General features: G+C 68.8%; 17 protein-coding genes. 13 read left to right on the plus strand and 4 right to left on the minus strand.

Annotation, left to right across the window (positions count from 1 at the left end; all coding sequences use genetic code 11):
- Positions 1–151 precede the first annotated feature (151 nt).
- The 8 genes from EV670_RS11460 (at position 152) to EV670_RS11495 (ending at position 7,942) form a co-directional block, all read left to right on the plus strand.
- Positions 152–1,675 carry an acyl--CoA ligase gene (locus EV670_RS11460; RefSeq protein WP_130432149.1) on the plus strand — a complete coding sequence of 508 codons (1,524 nt, stop codon included), beginning with the start codon at positions 152–154 and terminating at the stop codon, positions 1,673–1,675.
- A 121-nt stretch (positions 1,676–1,796) separates the two neighbouring features.
- Positions 1,797–2,612: a phosphate/phosphite/phosphonate ABC transporter substrate-binding protein gene (locus EV670_RS11465; RefSeq protein WP_130432151.1), complete on the plus strand. Its 816-nt coding sequence runs from the start codon at positions 1,797–1,799 to the stop codon at positions 2,610–2,612.
- A 139-nt stretch (positions 2,613–2,751) separates the two neighbouring features.
- Complete coding sequence (locus tag EV670_RS11470; protein ID WP_130432820.1) at positions 2,752–3,717, plus strand: Bug family tripartite tricarboxylate transporter substrate binding protein; 966 nt, start codon at positions 2,752–2,754, stop codon at positions 3,715–3,717.
- 8 nt (positions 3,718–3,725) lie between these two features.
- Positions 3,726–4,226, plus strand: a complete 501-nt coding sequence (locus tag EV670_RS11475) for a tripartite tricarboxylate transporter TctB family protein (RefSeq protein ID WP_130432153.1) — start codon at positions 3,726–3,728, stop codon at positions 4,224–4,226.
- A 7-nt stretch (positions 4,227–4,233) separates the two neighbouring features.
- Positions 4,234–5,748: a tripartite tricarboxylate transporter permease gene (locus EV670_RS11480; RefSeq protein ID WP_130432155.1), complete on the plus strand. Its 1,515-nt coding sequence runs from the start codon at positions 4,234–4,236 to the stop codon at positions 5,746–5,748.
- Positions 5,745–6,722, plus strand: a complete 978-nt coding sequence (locus EV670_RS11485; protein ID WP_130432157.1) for a 2-dehydropantoate 2-reductase — start codon at positions 5,745–5,747, stop codon at positions 6,720–6,722. Before EV670_RS11480 ends, EV670_RS11485 begins: the two co-directional genes overlap by 4 nt.
- Positions 6,723–6,732: 10 nt before the next feature.
- On the plus strand, positions 6,733–7,404 hold the full coding sequence (locus tag EV670_RS11490) for a GAP family protein (protein ID WP_130432159.1): 672 nt from the start codon (positions 6,733–6,735) through the stop codon (positions 7,402–7,404).
- A 58-nt stretch (positions 7,405–7,462) separates the two neighbouring features.
- Positions 7,463–7,942, plus strand: coding sequence for a hypothetical protein (locus EV670_RS11495; protein WP_130432161.1), 480 nt, complete (start codon positions 7,463–7,465; stop codon positions 7,940–7,942).
- A gap of 40 nt (positions 7,943–7,982) precedes the next feature.
- Here EV670_RS11495 and EV670_RS11500 read toward each other — a convergent pair whose 3' ends face one another.
- Positions 7,983–10,073, minus strand: coding sequence for an alkyl/aryl-sulfatase (locus tag EV670_RS11500; protein WP_130432163.1), 2,091 nt, complete (start codon positions 10,071–10,073; stop codon positions 7,983–7,985).
- 273 nt (positions 10,074–10,346) lie between these two features.
- Complete coding sequence (locus tag EV670_RS11505) at positions 10,347–10,607, minus strand: hypothetical protein (RefSeq protein ID WP_130432165.1); 261 nt, start codon at positions 10,605–10,607, stop codon at positions 10,347–10,349.
- Positions 10,608–10,797: 190 nt separating this feature from the next.
- Between EV670_RS11505 and EV670_RS11510 the strand changes: the two genes are divergently transcribed.
- The 4 genes from EV670_RS11510 to EV670_RS11525 all read left to right on the plus strand — a co-directional run bounded on the left by EV670_RS11510 (position 10,798) and on the right by EV670_RS11525 (position 14,349).
- Positions 10,798–11,340: a GNAT family N-acetyltransferase gene (locus EV670_RS11510; RefSeq protein WP_130432167.1), complete on the plus strand. Its 543-nt coding sequence runs from the start codon at positions 10,798–10,800 to the stop codon at positions 11,338–11,340.
- Positions 11,337–12,053: a lytic transglycosylase domain-containing protein gene (locus EV670_RS11515; protein ID WP_130432169.1), complete on the plus strand. Its 717-nt coding sequence runs from the start codon at positions 11,337–11,339 to the stop codon at positions 12,051–12,053. The genes EV670_RS11510 and EV670_RS11515 overlap by 4 nt, the downstream gene beginning before the upstream one ends.
- Before the next feature lie 14 nt (positions 12,054–12,067).
- On the plus strand, positions 12,068–13,690 hold the full coding sequence (locus EV670_RS11520; RefSeq protein WP_130432171.1) for a long-chain-fatty-acid--CoA ligase: 1,623 nt from the start codon (positions 12,068–12,070) through the stop codon (positions 13,688–13,690).
- Positions 13,691–13,860: 170 nt separating this feature from the next.
- Positions 13,861–14,349 carry a GlcG/HbpS family heme-binding protein gene (locus EV670_RS11525; protein ID WP_130432173.1) on the plus strand — a complete coding sequence of 163 codons (489 nt, stop codon included), beginning with the start codon at positions 13,861–13,863 and terminating at the stop codon, positions 14,347–14,349.
- Positions 14,350–14,386: 37 nt separating this feature from the next.
- On the opposite strand, the gene EV670_RS11530 is transcribed toward EV670_RS11525, so the two are convergent.
- Both EV670_RS11530 and EV670_RS11535 read right to left on the minus strand, forming a co-directional pair.
- Positions 14,387–15,880 carry a pyridoxal phosphate-dependent decarboxylase family protein gene (locus EV670_RS11530; protein WP_130432175.1) on the minus strand — a complete coding sequence of 498 codons (1,494 nt, stop codon included), beginning with the start codon at positions 15,878–15,880 and terminating at the stop codon, positions 14,387–14,389.
- An 83-nt stretch (positions 15,881–15,963) separates the two neighbouring features.
- On the minus strand, positions 15,964–16,386 hold the full coding sequence (locus EV670_RS11535) for a universal stress protein (RefSeq protein ID WP_130432177.1): 423 nt from the start codon (positions 16,384–16,386) through the stop codon (positions 15,964–15,966).
- Positions 16,387–16,548: 162 nt separating this feature from the next.
- Between EV670_RS11535 and EV670_RS11540 the strand changes: the two genes are divergently transcribed.
- Positions 16,549–16,989, plus strand: coding sequence for a universal stress protein (locus EV670_RS11540; RefSeq protein WP_130432179.1), 441 nt, complete (start codon positions 16,549–16,551; stop codon positions 16,987–16,989).
- The last annotated feature ends 53 nt before the right edge of the window (positions 16,990–17,042 follow it).

The raw sequence follows: 17,042 nt of genomic DNA on the forward strand, positions 1-17,042 counted from the left end.
GGCTGCGGCCGCGACACCGTGCGCCGCGCTCCGAGGCGAGTTCATCCGCGCCTCGCGGCGCTGTGTCTTTCTTGCCAGTCCCACTGGCCGAGCCGCTTCGGCTCGGGTATACACATGCCGGGCTGCGCGCCGCAGCCGCCGTGAGGAAAGCATGACGAGCAGCCTGAAAGACTTGCTGGGTGACGCCGCTGCCACCGCGCCCGCGCTGTCGGCGCCCGGCCGCGCCGCACTCGACTACGCCGGCCTGCGCGCGCTGGTCGACGCCACGCTGGCCGGCCTCAACGGGCTTGGCATCGGCCGCAACGACCGCGTCGCGATCGTGCTCGACAACGGCCCCGAGATGGCGGCCTGTTTCGTGGCCTGCGCCTGCGGGGTCGCCAGCGCGCCGCTGAACCCGGCCTACCGGGCCGAGGAGTTCGAGTTCTACCTGAGCGACCTGAACGCCAAGGCCTTGATCGTCGCTCAAGGCAGCACGACGCCGGCGATCGCGGTGGCGCAGAAGCTGGGCGTGCGGGTCATCGAACTGGTGCCGAAGCTCGACGGCGGAGCCGGCAGCTTTGCGCTGGCCGCCGCGCCGGAGCCGTCGACCCGGCCCGCCGCGCTCGGTGGCATCGCCGAGCCGGACGACATCTCGATGGTGCTACATACCTCCGGCACCACCTCGCGGCCCAAGATCGTGCCGCTGTCGCAGCGCAACCTGGTGGCCTCGGCGCTGCACATCCGAAACACGCTGCGCTTCACCGCGGCCGATCGCGGGCTGAACATCATGCCGCTGTTCCACATCCACGGCCTGATCGCCGGGGTGCTGGCGCCGCTGTCGGCCGGATCCAGCGTGTTCTGCACGCCGGGCTTCAATGCGCTGAAGTTCTTCGGCTGGATGGACGAGGCCGCGCCCACCTGGTACACGGCGGTGCCGACCATGCACCAGGCGATCGTCGGCCGCGCCGGCAAGAACCGCGAGGTGATCGCGCGGCATCCGCTGCGCTTCCTGCGCTCGTCGTCGTCGTCGATGCCGCCGCAGGTGATCCGCGAGCTCGAGGAAGTGTTCGGCGCGCCGCTGGTCGAGGCCTATGGCATGACCGAGGCGACCCACCAGATGGCGAGCAACCCGCTGCCGCCGGCCATCCGAAAGCCCGGCACGGTCGGCATCGCGGCTGGGCCCGAGATCGCGATCATGGCGCCCGGCGGCGCGCTGCTGGCACGCGGCGAGACCGGCGAGATCGTCATCCGCGGGCCTAACGTGACCGCCGGCTACGAGAGCAATCCGGGCGCCAACGCCGAGGCCTACAGCAACGGCTGGTTCCGCACCGGCGACCAGGGCGTGATGGACGCCGAGGGCTACCTCAGCATCACTGGTCGGCTCAAGGAGATCATCAACCGCGGCGGCGAGAAGATCAGCCCGCGCGAGATCGACGAGATCCTGATGGATCACCCGGCGGTGGCGCAGGTCGTTGCCTTCGGCATGCCGCATCCCAAGCTGGGCGAGGAGGTCGCGGCCTGCGTTGTGTTGCGCGAGGGGCAGCAGGTGAGCGAGCGTGATCTGCAGACCTTCGTCGCCGGCCGCGTCGCCGACTACAAGGTGCCGGCCAAGATCCTCTTCATGGACGAGATCCCCAAGGGCGCCACTGGCAAGCTGCAGCGCATCGGCCTGGCGCAGAAGCTGGGGCTGGGTTGAGGCACGGGCGCGGCATGCCTGCATCTGTAAGAGCTTGCAGCTTGCGTGCAACGTGGCCGGTGCAAAGATGAGTTCGGTACCGAAAGAAGCACGCACCGTGCATGTCGTTGGGAGATTCCGAATGTTTGCAGTTCAAGGCCGGCTCGCGCTGGCGGCGCTGATGTTGCTGTTCGCGCCCTGGGCGAATGCCTTGGTCTTTGCGGTGAACGAGGGCGTGACCTACCGCGTGCCGCTCGAAGAGATCCGCGGCCGCTACGCCCTGATCGCGGCGGACCTGAGCAAGTTGCTCAAGCAGCCGGTCACGATCGAGCCGGTCGGCGACTACACGAGCCTGCGCAAGGGTCTCGCCGACAAGCGCTTCGACCTGGCGCTGGTGCACCCGGCGCATGTCTCGATCGAGGCGATCAAGGGCTCGGGCTACCACCTGGTGGCGGTGACCAAGGGCTTCCAGAACTACTCGGCCAACTTCCTGGTCCGCAGCGACTCGCCGATCACGTCGCTGGCCGATCTCAAGGGCAAGCGCCTCGGCGCACCCGACGAAGACTCGATCACCTCGTGGATGGTGCGCGCGGTGCTGCGCGATGCCGGGCTCGAACCGGGCGACGTCAAGATGGTCTACACCCGCTACCAGGACGCGGTGCCGTTCTTCGTCGAGAACAACCTCACGCCGGCCGGTGCCACCGCGGCCGGCAGCGTGATCAAGGCCTGGACCGCCAAGGGCGGAAAGATTCTGATCAAGTCACGGCCCGTGCCGATCAAGCATGTGATCGCAGGGCCCAGCCTGTCGGCCGAGGAGATCGCCAAGGTGCGCGAGTACCTGCTCGAGCTCAACGGCAACGACGACGGACGCAAGAAGCTCGAGCCGACCAAGTGGTCCGGCTTCGAGGCCTACGACGAGGCCGCGATGCTCAAGCTGGGGCAGTGGCTGGGTCTGTGACACTGTGCGTCGCCGCGCCCTGCGCCGCGACGAGTTGCGCTCTGTGAATCCAATCCAACGAGGAGACACCGTGAGACTGACCTTCGCCACCCGCACCCGTGCATCCAGGCTGCAGCCGCGCCGGCTCGCCTCGGCCCTGATGGCAGCCTCCACGCTGCTCCTGGCCTCGGCCGTCCACGCCTGGGAGCCGACCAAGCCGGTCGAGTTCGTCGTGCCGGCCGGCACCGGCGGCGGCGCCGACCAGATGGCGCGCTTCATCCAGGGCGTGGTCGCCAAGAACAAGCTGATGTCGCAGCCTCTGGTGGTGGTCAACAAGTCGGGCGGCGCCGGCGCCGAAGGCTTTCTCGACGTCAAGGGCGACAAGGGCAACCCGCACAAGATCGTCATCACGCTGTCCAACCTGTTCACCACCCCGCTGGCCACCGGCGTGCCGTTCAACTGGCGCGACATGACGCCGGTGTCGATGATGGCGCTCGACCAGTTCGTGCTGTGGGTCAACGAGGAGTCGCCGTACAAGACGCCCAAGGCCTACTTCGACGCGGTCAAGGCCGGCACGCCCAACCAGTTCAAGATGGCCGGCACCGGCTCCAAGCAGGAAGACCAGATCATCACCGTGATGTTCGAGAAGGCGGCCGGCAAGAAGATCACCTACATCCCCTTCAAGGGCGGTGGCGACGTGGCGGTGCAACTGGTCGGCAAGCACGTCGACTCGACGGTCAACAACCCGATCGAGGCCGAGAGCCACTGGCGCGCCGGCAAGCTGCGCGCGCTGTGCGTGATGGACAAGGAGAAGATGCCGTACCCGGCCAAGATGACGGCGACCCAGAGCTGGGCCGACATCCCGCCCTGCGCCAGCGCCGGCATTCCGGTCGACTACCTCATGCTGCGCGGCATCTTCATGCCGCCCGGCGTCACGCCCGAGCAGCAGAAGTACTACGTCGACCTGATGGCCAAGGTGCGCGCGCTGCCGGAGTGGAAGGAGTTCATGAACAAGGGCGCCTTCAAGCAGACCACGATGAGCGGCCAGGAGTACTTCGAGTGGCTCGGCAAGAACGAGCAGTTGCACCGCGTGCTGATGAAGGAAGCCGGCTTCATCGCGCAGTGAGCCGGGCCGTGAGCGATCAACCCGAAGAGGCGCCGGTCGGCAGCCGATGGCCCGAACTGCTGGTCGCCGCGTTCCTGCTCGGCGTGGCGCTGCTCGTCATCAAGGACAGCCTGCGCGTGGGCATCGGCTGGGCCGATGACGGGCCGCGCGCCGGCTACTTTCCCTTCTACATCGGCCTGATCCTGGCCGGCGCCAGTGGCTTCCTGCTCGTGCGCCAGCTGCTCCATTGGCGCGCCCGCAATCCGGCCTTCGCCACGCGCGCACAACTCGGCAGCGTCATCGCGGTGCTGGTGCCGATGCTGGTCTACGTGGCGCTGATCGCCCTGATCGGCATTTACGTTGCATCGGCGTTGCTGATCGGCTGGTTCATGCGCCGCCACGGCGCCTACCGCTGGCGCCTGATCGCGGCGGTCAGCGTCGGCGTGCCGCTGTTCTTCTACTTCGTCTTCGAGCGCTGGTTCCTGGTGCTGCTGCCGAAGGGACCGCTCGAAGCCCTGATCGGACTCTGATCGCGACATGGAAGCACTCGGCAACTTGATCGGCGGCTTCGGCGTCGCACTCACCGTTCCCAACCTGGTGTTCATGCTGGTCGGCCTGCTGCTCGGCGTGCTGATTGGCGTGCTGCCCGGGCTGGGTGGCGCCAACGGCGTGGCCATCCTGCTGCCGCTGACCTTCAGCATGAACCCGACCTCGGCGATCATCATGCTGAGCTGCATCTACTGGGGGGCCCTGTTCGGCGGCGCGATCACCTCGATCCTGTTCAACATTCCCGGTGAGCCATGGAGCGTGGCGACCACCTTCGACGGCCACCCGATGGCGCAGCAGGGCAAGGCGGCACAGGCACTGGCCGCGGCCTTCACCTCGAGCTTCGTCGGTGCGCTGTTCGCGGTGCTGCTGATCACTTTCACGGCGCCGCTGCTGGCGAGCTTTGCGCTGCGCTTCGGCCCGGCCGAGTTTTTCGCGGTGCAGTTGCTCACCTTCTGCAGCTTCGTCGGTATGAGCCGCGAGCCGGCGGCCAAGACCATCTGCGCGATGATGTTCGGCTTCGCGCTGGCCGCGGTCGGCATGGACTCCGTCACCGGCCAGCTGCGCATGACCTACGGTTTTCCGCCGCTGCTCAAGGGCTTCGACTTCCTGATCGCGGTGATCGGCCTGTTCGGCATCGGCGAGATCCTGCTGACGATGGAGGAGGGCCTCGCCTTCAAGGGCAAGAGCGCCAAGATCAGCCCGCGCGTGGTGTTCCAGACCTGGGCCGAGATCGCGCGCTACTGGAAGACCTTCATCCGCTCCACCGCGATCGGTTGCTGGATGGGCATCACGCCGGGCGGCGCGACACCGGCCTCGTTCATGGGCTATGGCATGGCGCGCCGCTTCGCGAAGGACCCGCACAGCTTCGGCAAGGGCAACATCGAGGGCGTCATCGCGCCCGAGACCGCGGCCCATGCGGCCGGCACCGCCGCGCTGCTGCCGATGCTCACGCTCGGCATCCCCGGCTCGCCGACCGCGGCGGTGCTGCTCGGCGGCCTGCTGATCTGGGGTCTGCAGCCGGGGCCGATGCTGTTCATCGAGCAGAAGGATTTCGTCTGGGGCCTGATCGCCTCGATGTACCTCGGCAACCTGGTCGGCCTGATCGTGGTGCTGACCACGGTGCCATGGTGGGCCGCGATCCTGCGCATCCCGTTCTCGGTGATCGCGCCGGTGATCATCGTGATCTGCGCGATCGGTGCCTACACCGTGCACAGTTCGATGTTCGACGTGGTGATGATGATGGTGTTCGGCGTGCTCGGCTATCTGTTCAAGAAGCTCAGGTACCCGCTGGCGCCGCTGGTGCTGGCGCTGGTGCTCGGCGACATGGCCGAGGCCAGCTTCCGCCAGGCCATGCTGCTGAGCCAGGGCAGTCTGGCGATCTTCTGGTCGAACCCGCTGGTCGGCAGCCTGGTGGCGCTGGCGCTCGCGCTGCTGCTGTGGCCGCTGTGGGGCGCGCTGAAGAGCCGGGTCCGCGCGCGTGAGCTGGGAGCGGCGGCACCATGAAGATCACGGTCGTCGGCGCCGGTGCCATCGGAGGCTACCTCGGCGCCAAGCTGTCGCTGGCCGGCGAGGACGTGAGCTTCATCGCCCGCAACCGCAACCTCGAGGCGATCAACGCGGGTGGCTTCCGCCTGATCGGCGAGGACGGCAGCGAGCAGCACGCGCGCGCGGTGCGTGCCGTGGCCGACGGAGCGGAGGTCGGCGCCCAGGACGCGGTGCTGCTGACCGTCAAGGCACACCAGGTCGTCGACGTGCTGCCGCAGCTGCGCGCGCTCGTCGGCCCGCGGACCATGCTGGTGACGATGATCAACGGCCTCCCGTGGTGGTACTTCGACAAGCTCGGCGGCCCGTACCAGGGGCAGCGCTTGCAGAGCGTCGATCCGCAGGGGCTGCTGGCGTCGAGCATCGATGCCGGCTGCGTGATCGGCAGCGTGGTCTACCCGGCGGCCGAGCTCGAAGCCCCCGGCGTGGTGCGTGTGATCGAGGGCAACCGCTTCACGCTCGGCGAGCTCGACGGCAGCCGCAGCGAGCGCATCGAGGCGCTGTCGCAGGCCTTCATCCGCGCCGGCTTCAAGGCGCCGGTCAGCAAGGACATCCGCAGCGAGATCTGGCTCAAGCTGTGGGGCAACCTGAGCTTCAACCCGATCTCGGCGCTCACGCGCGCGACGCTCGAGGACATCTGCGCCTTCGAGCCCACGCGCCAGCTGGTCGCGCAGATGATGCGCGAGGCGCAGGCCGTCGGCGAGGCGCTCGGCGTCGAGTTCAAGGTCTCGCTGGAGAAGCGCATCGCCGGCGCCGCGGCGGTCGGCGCGCACAAGACCTCGATGCTGCAGGACCTCGAAGCCGGCCGCGCGCTCGAACTCGAGGCGCTGGTCGGCTCGGTGATCGAACTCGGTCGCATCACCGGGCGGCCGACGCCGTCCATCGAGGCGGTCTACGGGCTGGTCCGGCTGCTCGACGCCTCGACGCGCCGCTGACCTTCGATCCATGTCGGCCCTGCTGCTGTCGCTGACGCCCTACATCGTTGGCAGCGCGCTGGTGCCGGTGCAGGTGATCATCGGCCTGAAGCTGCTGAACCACCCCTCGGCCGGCCTGCGCAAGGCGGCGGCCTACCTGAGCGGCATGAGCCTCGCGCGCGTGGTCCAGGGCCTGCTGTTCCTGCTCGTGCTCGGCGACTGGGCCGCGCGCGAGGACGGCAAAAGGCCGGTGATCTCTGCTCTAGTGCTGGTGCTCGGCATCCTCCTCCTCGTGGCCGCGTGGCGCAGCTGGCGCCGCGACGACGATCCGGACGGCCCGCCGTCGCGCTGGCGGGTGCTGGTCGAGGAGGCCACACCGCTGCGCGCCTTCGCGCTCGGGCTCGGCCTGCCGCTGCTCGGCGCCAAGCTCTGGGTGTTCACGCTCGGAGCGCTGGCGACCATCGCCGACGCGCACGTCGGCCTGGCCGGCAGCGCGGCGGTCTACCTGCTGTTCATCGTGTTCGCACAGTCGCTGGTGCTGGTGCCGATCGCGCTGCGCGCCGCGCTGCCCGAGCGATCCGCGCCGACGATCGCCGCCGTGGGCCGCTGGCTCGATGCCAACGAACGCGGCATCGTGATCGCCGTGTCGCTGCTGTTCGGCCTGTTGTTCCTGCACGCGGGGATCACGGGACTGCGGTCCTAGGGCCTGTTCACGCGGCAATCTCTTGCCGACTCGACCACCTGAAACGAGGAGACCACGCATGCATCCGTCTGCCGCACGAACCGGGTGGCGATTCGCCGTGGTTGCTGTCGCGACCACCCTGCTGGCGGTGGCCGCGGCGGCGCAGACGCAGGGTGGGCTCTATGTCGCCGGCGCGGGCTTCGGCTTCGAGGCGGCGGCCGAGCGCGCGATGGCGCAGAACCCGGGCGGGCGCCGCTTCTTCCTGCTGTCGTTGCCGCCCGAGACCGAGGCGCTTTACGCGACCACCACCGGCGCGCGTGCGGTGGTGCGCGATCGCGTCGTCGCCGCCAACGGTGTGCTGCTGGTGTGCCGGCGCGACATCGACAACGGCAAGCTCAGGGCCGATGCGCTGGTGCCGTCCGTGGTGGCGGTGCGCGGCTGGCCGCCCAAGGGCAGCAACGAGTTGCCCGCCGGCAAGCGCTACTTCGCCGACGAGGACCCGGCCAAGCTGCCGGCCTCGAACGAGACCTTGCGCAGGCTGCGCTCGACCTGCTCCTAGCGGGCCTTCGCGCAGCGCCGCGCGACGACCCGGCCCAGCTTCAATCGCCGGCCGATTCCGGCGGCAGCAGGTCGGGTACCTCGAAGGCCTTGCCGGCGGCGGACGGCTTCGTGGCCGCCGTGCCCGGCAGGATCTCGAAGTCCGGCGTGAACGCGACGACGATGCTGCGCAGTTGATCGAAGGGCTTGCGGTCGCCGTCGAACTTCGCCTTGCCGGCCTTGAGCAGATCGTCGAAGGAGCTCGCGCCCATCATCACCAGGTTGAGGTTGGCGCGGTCGATGGTGATCGTCAGGTCGGGCCGCCGGGCCTGCTCGCCCTTGATGCTGGTCAGCGTCGCGTTGCTCATCTCCACCAGGTACTTCTCGCCGTTGTCGGGCGTAAGCAGGTTGATGGTGAAGCGCATGCCGTCGGCCTTGCGCGGATCGACGCTGATGCCGATGAAGTCGAGCCACTGCTCGGTCGACATCGCGCGGATGGTGTCGGGCCCGGAAGACCGCGGTGGCAAGCCGCCGGGCAGGCCGTTGCGCAGCTCGAAGGCGCCCTGCAGGAAGATGTTGCGCAGCGTCGGGCTCTCCTTCTGGTAGCCGAGCTGTTCGTAGGCGCTGGCCAGCAGGTCCTTGGCCGGCTGGTTGCGCGGCTGCGCGAACACCAGCTTGTTGAGGATCTCCGAGGCGTCGAGGTACTTGCCCTGCGCCACCAGCTGCCTGCCCTTGGCCATGATCTTGTCGGAGCCACCCATCATCTCCACGTAGAGCGGTGCCGAGTCCTTGGGTGACAGCGGCGTGATGTTCACCGGGTTGCCGTCCCAGTAGCCGAGAAAGCGGTTGATGACGCCGCGGCTGTTGTGCATCTCGGAGCCGTGGTAGCTGCGTGCCGGCCACTGGCCCTGCAGGCTCTTGGGCAGTTGGTAGACGTTCTGGATCTCGTTGATCGTCACGCCCAGGTTGGCGTAGTGCAGCGACTGGTTGTTCAGGTTGGCGTAGGTGTCGCGCTGCGCGCGCATCACTTCCTGGATGCGATCGTTGCCCCAGCGCGGCCAACTGTGCGAGGCGAACATCACCTCGGCCTCCTGGCCGAACTTGTAGAGCGCCACGTTGATCTGCTTGGACCAGTTCAGCGCGTTGCGCACCGGCGCGCCGCGCGGCGTGTAGATGTTGTGGATGGTGCCGGTGATGTTCTCGGCCGCCCAGAAAGCCTTGAATTGCGGGAACCAGGTGTTCATCTCGACCGGCGCCTCGGTGTCCGGCGTGTTCTGGAACACCATCTTCACGCCGTCGAGCGTCACCTCCTCGAAGTCCTTGCTGATGATCAGGTTGGGCGCGATCAGGCCCGTGTTGCCGTTGGCCACGTTCTTGCCGATCGACTGGTCCACATGGCCATGCGGGTCGCGCGGCAGCAGCACGGCGTACGAGTACTGCGTGCGGCGCGACATCGCGTTGCCGGAAAAGACGTTCTCCGAGATCGCCTCCTGCAGAAAGTGCTCGGGCGCGATGATCTTGACCTTGCCGCTGACCACGTCGGCCTCGTCGACCACGCCGCGCACGCCGCCGAAATGGTCGACGTGCGAGTGTGAATAGACGACGCCGAGCACCGGCCGCGCGCCGAGCTTCTCGTTGATGAAGGCGAGCGCGGCGCGCGCCGTTTCCTTGGCCGTCAACGGGTCGAAGACGATCCAGCCGGTGTCGCCCTTGATGAACGTGATGTTGGCGAGATCGAAGCCGCGCACTTGGTAGATCCGGCCCGGAAGCACCTCGTAGAGCCCGTAGGCCATGTTCAGCACTGCCTGGCGCTGCAGCGAAGGATGGATGCTCTCGAACTCCTTGCCCTTGAGCAGCCAGGCGTAGCTGCCCATGTCCCAGGCCACGTGGCCGGCATCGGCCTTGATCTGCTTGAAGGGCGGTTCGGCGATGAAGCCCTTCTTCGCCTCGTCGAAATCGCGCTTGTCGTCCAGCGGCAGCTTTGCCTTGTTGCCATTGCGCAGTTCGATCGTGAAGGTCGACGGTGGGCTGCCCTTGGGGTCGAAGTGCTTGCCGGACAGCGGGTCGGCGCTGGCGGCCTGGGTGGCCACGGCAATGCACCCCGTGAGTGCGATGCCGAGCGCGCGTACGATCTTGCCGGAAGACGTCTTCATCGCGATCTCCTTTGTGTGTTTGCCGCAGGGTGTGTCGACCACCGGTCGGTGCCCTTGATCCAGATCATTGTTTGGCCACCGCCTCGATGCGTCCAATGCATTCGAGGGGTGGCGTCCATATCCTGGACGCATGGAGATCGCGCACTGACGGCTCCGCCACGCCCCGGCGCTGGCCGTATGCGGCAGCTTCGACCGTGCGGTCGTGACGTCGTGTGCGGGTCGACCGATGTCGTCGCGACCGACATCGGGGGCTGCTCGTCGCGCGGGCCGCGCTCAGTGCGTCGGTGGCTGATCCTGCTTCTTGGCGATCTGGCGCGACACCTCCGACTGCACCCGGGCTCTTTGCCGCGCGCGCAGGCGCCGTGCGAGCCACAGGCCGAGCAGCCAGGGCCAGAGCGCCGCGACGATGGCGCCACTCGAGACCGCAACCATGTAGGCGCTGTTCGGGTCGCTCACGAACCGGCCGCCATGGAACAGCAGCAGCAGCGAGTAAGAGACGATCGCGCCCAGCACGATCCCGATGTAGTGATGCATCTCTGCCCTCTGGAGCTAGCGACGGTCCAGTGTAGCGGCGCGCGACCGGGCTCCGGTGGCGCGCCCCGAGGCGCCGCAACCACGCCGCGGGCCGGCTCCCGGCGTCGCGTTCGTGCACAGTGCACGACTTGGCCGGCCGGCCGTGCCGGCTGGCGACGTTGAGCCACCCGACGGCGATACTGCCTTCCCCATGCCCGCTCCCGTGCTCACGGTGCGCCTGCGCCCGACCATGCTGTCCGATCTCGATGACGTCATCGAGATCGAGAACGACGCTGCCAACCTGCCGTTCATCACGCCCTGGGAGCGCACCCAGCACGAGGGCGCGGTGCGCTTCCCGGACTTTCGCCATTTCATCGTCGAGGCCGGCCCGGGCTTCGAGCGCGCCGGCTTCGTGATCCTGCAGGGCTGCCGCAGCCAGCATCGCTCGGTCGAGCTCAAGCGCATCGTGCTGCAGTCCAAGGGGCAGGGCCTCGGTCGCGCCTGCGTGCGTCTGCTCAAGCAGATGGCGTTTCGCGACCTGCACGCGCACCGTTTCTGGCTCGACGTGAAGACGCTCAACACCCGGGCCCAGGCGCTCTACGCGAGCGAGGGCTTCGTCGAGGAGGGCCGGCTGCGCGAAAGCGTGCGGGTCAACATCGACGGTGTCGACGGCTACGACTCGCTGATCCTGATGTCGATGCTCGACCGCGAGTACGCGGCGCGGGTGGCGATGGGGCTGGAGGCGCTCGCATGAAACGCCTGGCCTGCGCCTGCTGGCTCGCGCTGCTGGCCTGCGGCGGCGTGCGAGCCGCGGGCGACGCGCCGGCGAGCGGCCCCTCGCTCTGGGTCTACGTGGACGGTGCCGGCATCGCCCATTTCGCATCGAGCCGCATCGACGGCCGCTATGCGCCGGTGATGGCCGACACGCCCGGTGGCGCTGGCCGCGTACCGGGCAAGGCCGACAACCACACGGCGCTGCTCACCTGGCTCGACATCGCACCGCAAGCCCGCAGCGTGCAGCCACTGGTGCGGCACGCCGCGCGTGAGCACGGCGTCGATGCCGAACTGCTCAACGCGCTGATCGCGGTCGAGTCGGCCTTCGATGCGCGCGCGGTGTCGCCGCGCGGTGCGATCGGCCTGATGCAGATCACGCCGGTCACCGCCGACCGCTACGCGACCCGGGCCGAGGCGCAAAGGCCGGCCGCGGAGCGGCTGCTCGATGCGCGCACCAACATCCAGACCGGCGCCCGCATGCTGGCCGACCTGAACCGCCGCTTCGGCCGTCTCGACCTGGCCCTCGCCGCCTGGAACGCCGGCGAGGGCACGGTGCGCAAGCATGGCGGCGCGATGCCGCCGATCGACGAGACCCGCGCCCATGTGCAACAGGTGCTCGAGCTCTACTGGGCGCTTCTGCAACAGCGCCAGGCGCGGGTGGCCACCGGGATGAGAATGGTCGAGAAGCCCTGAAATAGGAGCCCGCGATGCGCAGCACGATGATGGAGATCCCGCTGTCTCTGAACCATCTGCTGGAGCGCGCGGGCACGCTGTTCGTCGGTGGACGCATCGTCTCGCGCCTGCCCGACAAGAGCCTGCGCGAACACAGCTACGGCCAGTGGCACCGGCGCACTCTGGCGCTGGCGGCGGCGCTGCAGGAGCTCGGCTTGCGCAAGGGCGAGCGCGTCGCCACGCTGAGCTGGAACCACCACGCGCACCTCGAGTGCTACTTCGGCGTCCCGGCCGCCGGTGGCGTGCTGCACACGCTGAACCTGCGCCTGGCGCCCGAGGAACTCGGCTGGATCGCCGCCGATGCACAGGACCGCTTCCTGGTCGTCGACGACGTGCTGCTGCCGCTCTACCGGCAATTCGCGCACCTGCACAAGTTCGAGCGCGTGATCGTGTTCCCGTTCACGGGCGCGCCGGTGCCCGACGAATTCAGCGACTACGAACAGTTGCTGGCCGGCGCCGACGGCGAGGGCTTCGTTGCGTTGCCACACGAGGAGACCGATCCGGTCGCCATGTGCTACACGAGCGGCACCACCGGCCGGCCCAAGGGCGTGGTCTATTCGCACCGCTCGACGGTGCTGCACACGCTGATCGGCTGTCTCGGCGACCACTGGGGCCTGAAGAGCACCGACGTCGTGCTGCCGGTCACGCCGATGTTCCATGCCAACTGCTGGGGCCTGCCCTACGCGGCGGTGATGCTCGGCGTGACGATGGTGTTCCCCGGCCCGCACCTGCATCCGGTCGACCTGCTCGACCTGATGCAACTCGAGCCGCCAACGCTGGCGCTGGGCGTGCCGACCATCTGGATGAGCCTGATCCAGACCTTCGACGCCGCGCAGACCGGCGAGCCCGGTCGCTGGAAGCTGCCGGCCGGCATGCGCTCGCTGGTGGGTGGGGCGGCGGTGCCGGAGGCGCTGATCCGCGCCTTCGACAGGCACGGTGTCTGGCTGCTGCAGGGCTGGGGCATGACCGAGACCTCGCCGCTGGCGACCGTGTCCTATCCGCGCGCCGAGTTGCGTGATGCGGGCATCGACGAGCGCTATCGCCGCGCCGCGCTGGCCGGGGTGCCGGCCCCGCTGGTCGAGGTGCGCATCCGCACCGACGAAGGCAGCGACGCGCCCTGGGACGGCGTCACGATGGGCGAGATCCAGGTCCGCGGCCCCTTCATCACCCGCGAGTACCACGAGGTGCCGGTCGCCGAAGACAAGTTCACGCCCGACGGCTGGCTGCGCACCGGCGATGTCGCGACCATGGACGCGCTCGGATTCGTGCGCATCACCGACCGCACCAAGGACCTCATCAAGAGCGGCGGCGAGTGGATCAGTTCGGTCGATCTGGAGAACGCGCTGATGGCGCACCCGGCGCTGGCCGAGGCCGCGGTGATCGCGCTTCCCGACGAGAAGTGGGGCGAGCGCCCGCTGGCCTGCCTCGTCTTCAAGCCGGGCCAGCAGGCCGACGCCGCGGCACTCGGTGCGCACCTGCTCGCGCAGGGCTTTGCGAAATGGCAGTTGCCGGACCGTTACGAGGTGATCGACGCCGTGCCGCGCACCTCGACCGGCAAGTTCTGGAAGCTCAAGCTGCGCGAGCGCTTTGCGCGTTGAGCGTTGAGTCGGTGGGCAGTGCAGCCGCGTGGCGCCGGCCGCATCGCGACCGCGGGATCGGCACCATGCAATCCGGCAGGCCCGGTGCTAGGCTGAAACTTCGGCCAAGCTCATGCGGCAACGCATGCCGCCGGCCGAGCCTTCTGCAAACCCCAGACGAGGAGACTCCCATGCATGTCAGAAGACTGTTCTGTCGGCTCGCTGCCACCGCACTGTGCGGGCTGGCGGTCGCCGCGCAGGCGCAGGTTCCGCAGTACGGGCCCAACGTGACACTCGAGCAGGCGCGCAAGGCCGTGGACGCGGCCATCGCGGATGCGGGCAAGCAGGGCCTGCCGATGGCGGTGGCCGTGGTCGACACCGCCGGCCAACTGGTGGCCTTCGAGCGCATGAACAATACCCAGACCGCCAGCACCGCGGTGGCGCAGGACAAGGCGGTCTCGGCCGCGATGTACCGGCGTCCGACCAAGGCCTTTCAGGACGCGGTCGCTGGTGGCGGCGCCGGCACGCGTGTCCTCTCGCTGCGCGGTGCCAGCGCGGTCGAAGGCGGATTGCCGCTGGTGGTCGAAGGCAAGATCATCGGCGCCATCGGGGTCTCCGGCGCGACCTCCGAGCAGGACGGCGTGGTCGCCAAGGCGGGCGCCGACGCGCTGGCGAAGTGACCGTCCAGGTCCGGTTGCCGCCGCGGCGGCAGCCGGATCAGGAAGCGGCGCGTGCCGCCGGCGCGGCGCCCAGGAGTTCGGCGCCGATGCGCAGCACGGCCTCGACCAGCGCGTCGAAGTCGGCGCGCCGGCTGCGGTGGTTGGCCACCGCCACCCGCAGGCAATAACGCCCGCCGAGCGTCGTGTACGAGGGTGCCGCGATGCCTTGCTCCTGCAACTGCAGCAGCAGCTCGCGGTTGATCGCGTCGAGCGCGGCGTCGTCGAGCCGGCCCGGGTTGTAGCGGAAGCAGACGATGTCGAGCCCGATCGGCGCCATCAGTTCGAGCTCGGCCGGCCGCGCCGCGATCAACTCGCCGAGGTAGTGCGCCTGCTCGACGTTGCGCGCGATCATGCGGCCGAAGCGATCGAGCCCGTGCTCCTTGATCGACATCCAGACCTTCAGCGCGCGGAACTGGCGCGAGAGCTGTACGCCGTAGTCGCTGAACCAGAGCTTGCCGCCGGCCAGCCCGCGCGTGCCGTGCTCGAGGTACTCGGGCGTCAGCGAAAAGCTGTTGCGATGGGCCGGCTCGTCGCGCACCAGCACGCAGCCGGCCTCGAACGGGACGTGCATCCACTTGTGCAGGTCCAGGGCCACCGAGTCGGCGCGCGCTATGCCGCGCAACTGAGGCCGCACGTTGTCGGCCAGCACCGCCACCGCGCCGATCGCACCGTCGACGTGGAACCACAGGCCCTCGCGCGCACACAGATCGGCCAGCGCGTCGAGGTCGTCGATGGCGCCGGTGTTGACGGTGCCGGCGCTGCCGATCACGCAGATCGGCTGCAGGCCGGCGCCGCGGTCGGCGTCGATCATCTGCTTCAACGCTGCCAGGTCGATCGTGTAGTCGGCCAGCACCGGCACCCGCCGCAGCGCCTGGCTGCCCAGCCCGAGCAGTTCGAGTGCCTTCTGGTTGCAACTGTGAACCTCGACCGAGGCGTAGACGCTCATCGGCTTCGGCGCGGCCGCCACGCCCTGGTGGCGCACATCGGCACCGGCGTGCGTGTTGCGCGCCACCGTGAGCCCGACCAGGTTGGCCATCGAGCCGCCGCTCACCAGCAGGCCGCTGGCGCCGGCCGGAAAGCCGAGCATGTCCTTGAGCCAGCCGATCACCTGCGCCTCGACCAGGTTGGCCGCATGGTTGCCGCCGCCGAGGTTGCTGTTCATCGTCGCGGCCAGGAAATCGGCCAGCGCACCGAGCACCGTGCCGTTGCCCATGTACCAGGCCCAGAAGCGTGGATGGATGTTGCCAGTCGGGTAGGGCAGCACGTCGTTCGCGAAGGCCTGATAGGCCGCCTGCGCGCCTTCGGGCTCGCGCGGCGCCGGGCCGTCGAAGCGGCGCGCCACCTCGGGCGGCACCGCCTGCCACACCGGCCGCTCGGCCACGGTCTCGAGGTAGTCGAGCGCGTCGTCGACCATGCGATGGGCCAGCGCCCGCATCGCCGGCCAGTCTTGCGGGTCGAGCGACTCCGCCTCGTCCGGCGTGGCGTCGCTCATCTCACGCCCGCCCGGCCGCCCGAAGGGCGTGAGAGCCCCCTCGGGGGGCAACGAACGCTGTGAGTGCGGGGGGCACTCATCAATCAGCGCACCAGCAGCACCGGCAACTTGCAGCCGGCCAGCACCTTGGTGGCGACCGAGCCCATCACCATGTTCAGCACGCTGCCCTGGCCGTGCGAGCCCATCATCAGCAGATCGAAGCCGCCCGAGTCCGCCTTCTGGGAGATGACTTCGGCCACATGGCCCGTCATGCCGACGAACTCGGCCTGCAGGCCGTGCTGTTCGAAGAAGGCGCGGATCGGCTCGAAGACCTTCTCCACCTCGTCGTGGTAGTACTCGTCGAGCATCTCCCGGCTGAGCGACGATGCCGCATGCGGCGAGACCTTCGGCACTGCATGAACCACCGTGTACTGGTGGTTCGATCCAAACCACTCGGGATGCCCCGCCACATAGGCGAGCATGTGCTTGGTATAGGCACTGCCGTCGACGGCAAGCAGGATCTTCATGGCTTCTCCTTGCGGGTTCTGCGGCCTGGCGAACGAGGTGGATTCTGTGTCAAATGCGGCGCGCCGGGGCAAGCCGTGCTCGCCGGGCCCTTGATCGAGCGCAAGCGGCGCGCGGCCTGGTGCTCTAGGCTGCGGGACACGCCGATCCACCGGAGACCCGCCATGAAGATCCTCGTCGCCGTCGACGGTTCCGAGCTCGCGCTCGACGCGGCGCGCCATGCGCTCGAGTTGCGTCGTCACGGTCTGCAGGCCAGCTTCCTGCTGGCGACGGTGCAGGAGCCGACCTACGTCTATGAAATGGTGCTGGCGCCCGATGCCGAGGTGCTGGAGCGGCTCGGCGGCACCGTGGGTTCACGCGCGCTGGCCGGTGCGCAGGCGCTGTTCGATGCGGCCGGCCTGCCTTGCGAGCGCGAAATCGGCTCCGGCCTGCCGGCACCGACGCTCATCGAGATGGCCGAGCGCCATGGTTGCGCGGCGCTGATCCTCGGTGCGCGCGGTCTCGGCGGCCTGCGCGGCGCGCTGCTGGGCTCGGTATCGCAGGCGGTGTTGGCCGCAGCCAGGCTGCCGGTGACGATCGTCAAGCACGCCGAAACGGCTGGCTGACCCCGCCCGCACGGCGGCCCGCGGCCATAGGCCTTCGGGCTTTACTTCAGCTT

It is taken from the genome of Rivibacter subsaxonicus, from assembly GCF_004217215.1.
Classification (GTDB): domain Bacteria; phylum Pseudomonadota; class Gammaproteobacteria; order Burkholderiales; family Burkholderiaceae_C; genus Rivibacter; species Rivibacter subsaxonicus.

Excerpts from the sequence above, each read along its gene's own strand:
- EV670_RS11460 (WP_130432149.1), top strand. The coding sequence starts at position 152 with ATGACGAGCAGCCTGAAAGACTTGCTGGGTGACGCCGCTGCCACCGCG.
- EV670_RS11465 (WP_130432151.1), top strand. The coding sequence starts at position 1,797 with ATGTTTGCAGTTCAAGGCCGGCTCGCGCTGGCGGCGCTGATGTTGCTG.
- EV670_RS11470 (WP_130432820.1), top strand. The coding sequence starts at position 2,752 with ATGGCAGCCTCCACGCTGCTCCTGGCCTCGGCCGTCCACGCCTGGGAG.
- EV670_RS11480 (WP_130432155.1), top strand. The coding sequence starts at position 4,234 with ATGGAAGCACTCGGCAACTTGATCGGCGGCTTCGGCGTCGCACTCACC.
- EV670_RS11485 (WP_130432157.1), top strand. The coding sequence starts at position 5,745 with ATGAAGATCACGGTCGTCGGCGCCGGTGCCATCGGAGGCTACCTCGGC.
- EV670_RS11490 (WP_130432159.1), top strand. The coding sequence starts at position 6,733 with ATGTCGGCCCTGCTGCTGTCGCTGACGCCCTACATCGTTGGCAGCGCG.
- EV670_RS11495 (WP_130432161.1), top strand. The coding sequence starts at position 7,463 with ATGCATCCGTCTGCCGCACGAACCGGGTGGCGATTCGCCGTGGTTGCT.
- EV670_RS11500 (WP_130432163.1), bottom strand. The coding sequence starts at position 10,073 with ATGAAGACGTCTTCCGGCAAGATCGTACGCGCGCTCGGCATCGCACTC.
- EV670_RS11505 (WP_130432165.1), bottom strand. The coding sequence starts at position 10,607 with ATGCATCACTACATCGGGATCGTGCTGGGCGCGATCGTCTCTTACTCG.
- EV670_RS11510 (WP_130432167.1), top strand. The coding sequence starts at position 10,798 with ATGCCCGCTCCCGTGCTCACGGTGCGCCTGCGCCCGACCATGCTGTCC.
- EV670_RS11515 (WP_130432169.1), top strand. The coding sequence starts at position 11,337 with ATGAAACGCCTGGCCTGCGCCTGCTGGCTCGCGCTGCTGGCCTGCGGC.
- EV670_RS11520 (WP_130432171.1), top strand. The coding sequence starts at position 12,068 with ATGCGCAGCACGATGATGGAGATCCCGCTGTCTCTGAACCATCTGCTG.
- EV670_RS11525 (WP_130432173.1), top strand. The coding sequence starts at position 13,861 with ATGCATGTCAGAAGACTGTTCTGTCGGCTCGCTGCCACCGCACTGTGC.
- EV670_RS11530 (WP_130432175.1), bottom strand. The coding sequence starts at position 15,880 with ATGAGCGACGCCACGCCGGACGAGGCGGAGTCGCTCGACCCGCAAGAC.
- EV670_RS11535 (WP_130432177.1), bottom strand. The coding sequence starts at position 16,386 with ATGAAGATCCTGCTTGCCGTCGACGGCAGTGCCTATACCAAGCACATG.
- EV670_RS11540 (WP_130432179.1), top strand. The coding sequence starts at position 16,549 with ATGAAGATCCTCGTCGCCGTCGACGGTTCCGAGCTCGCGCTCGACGCG.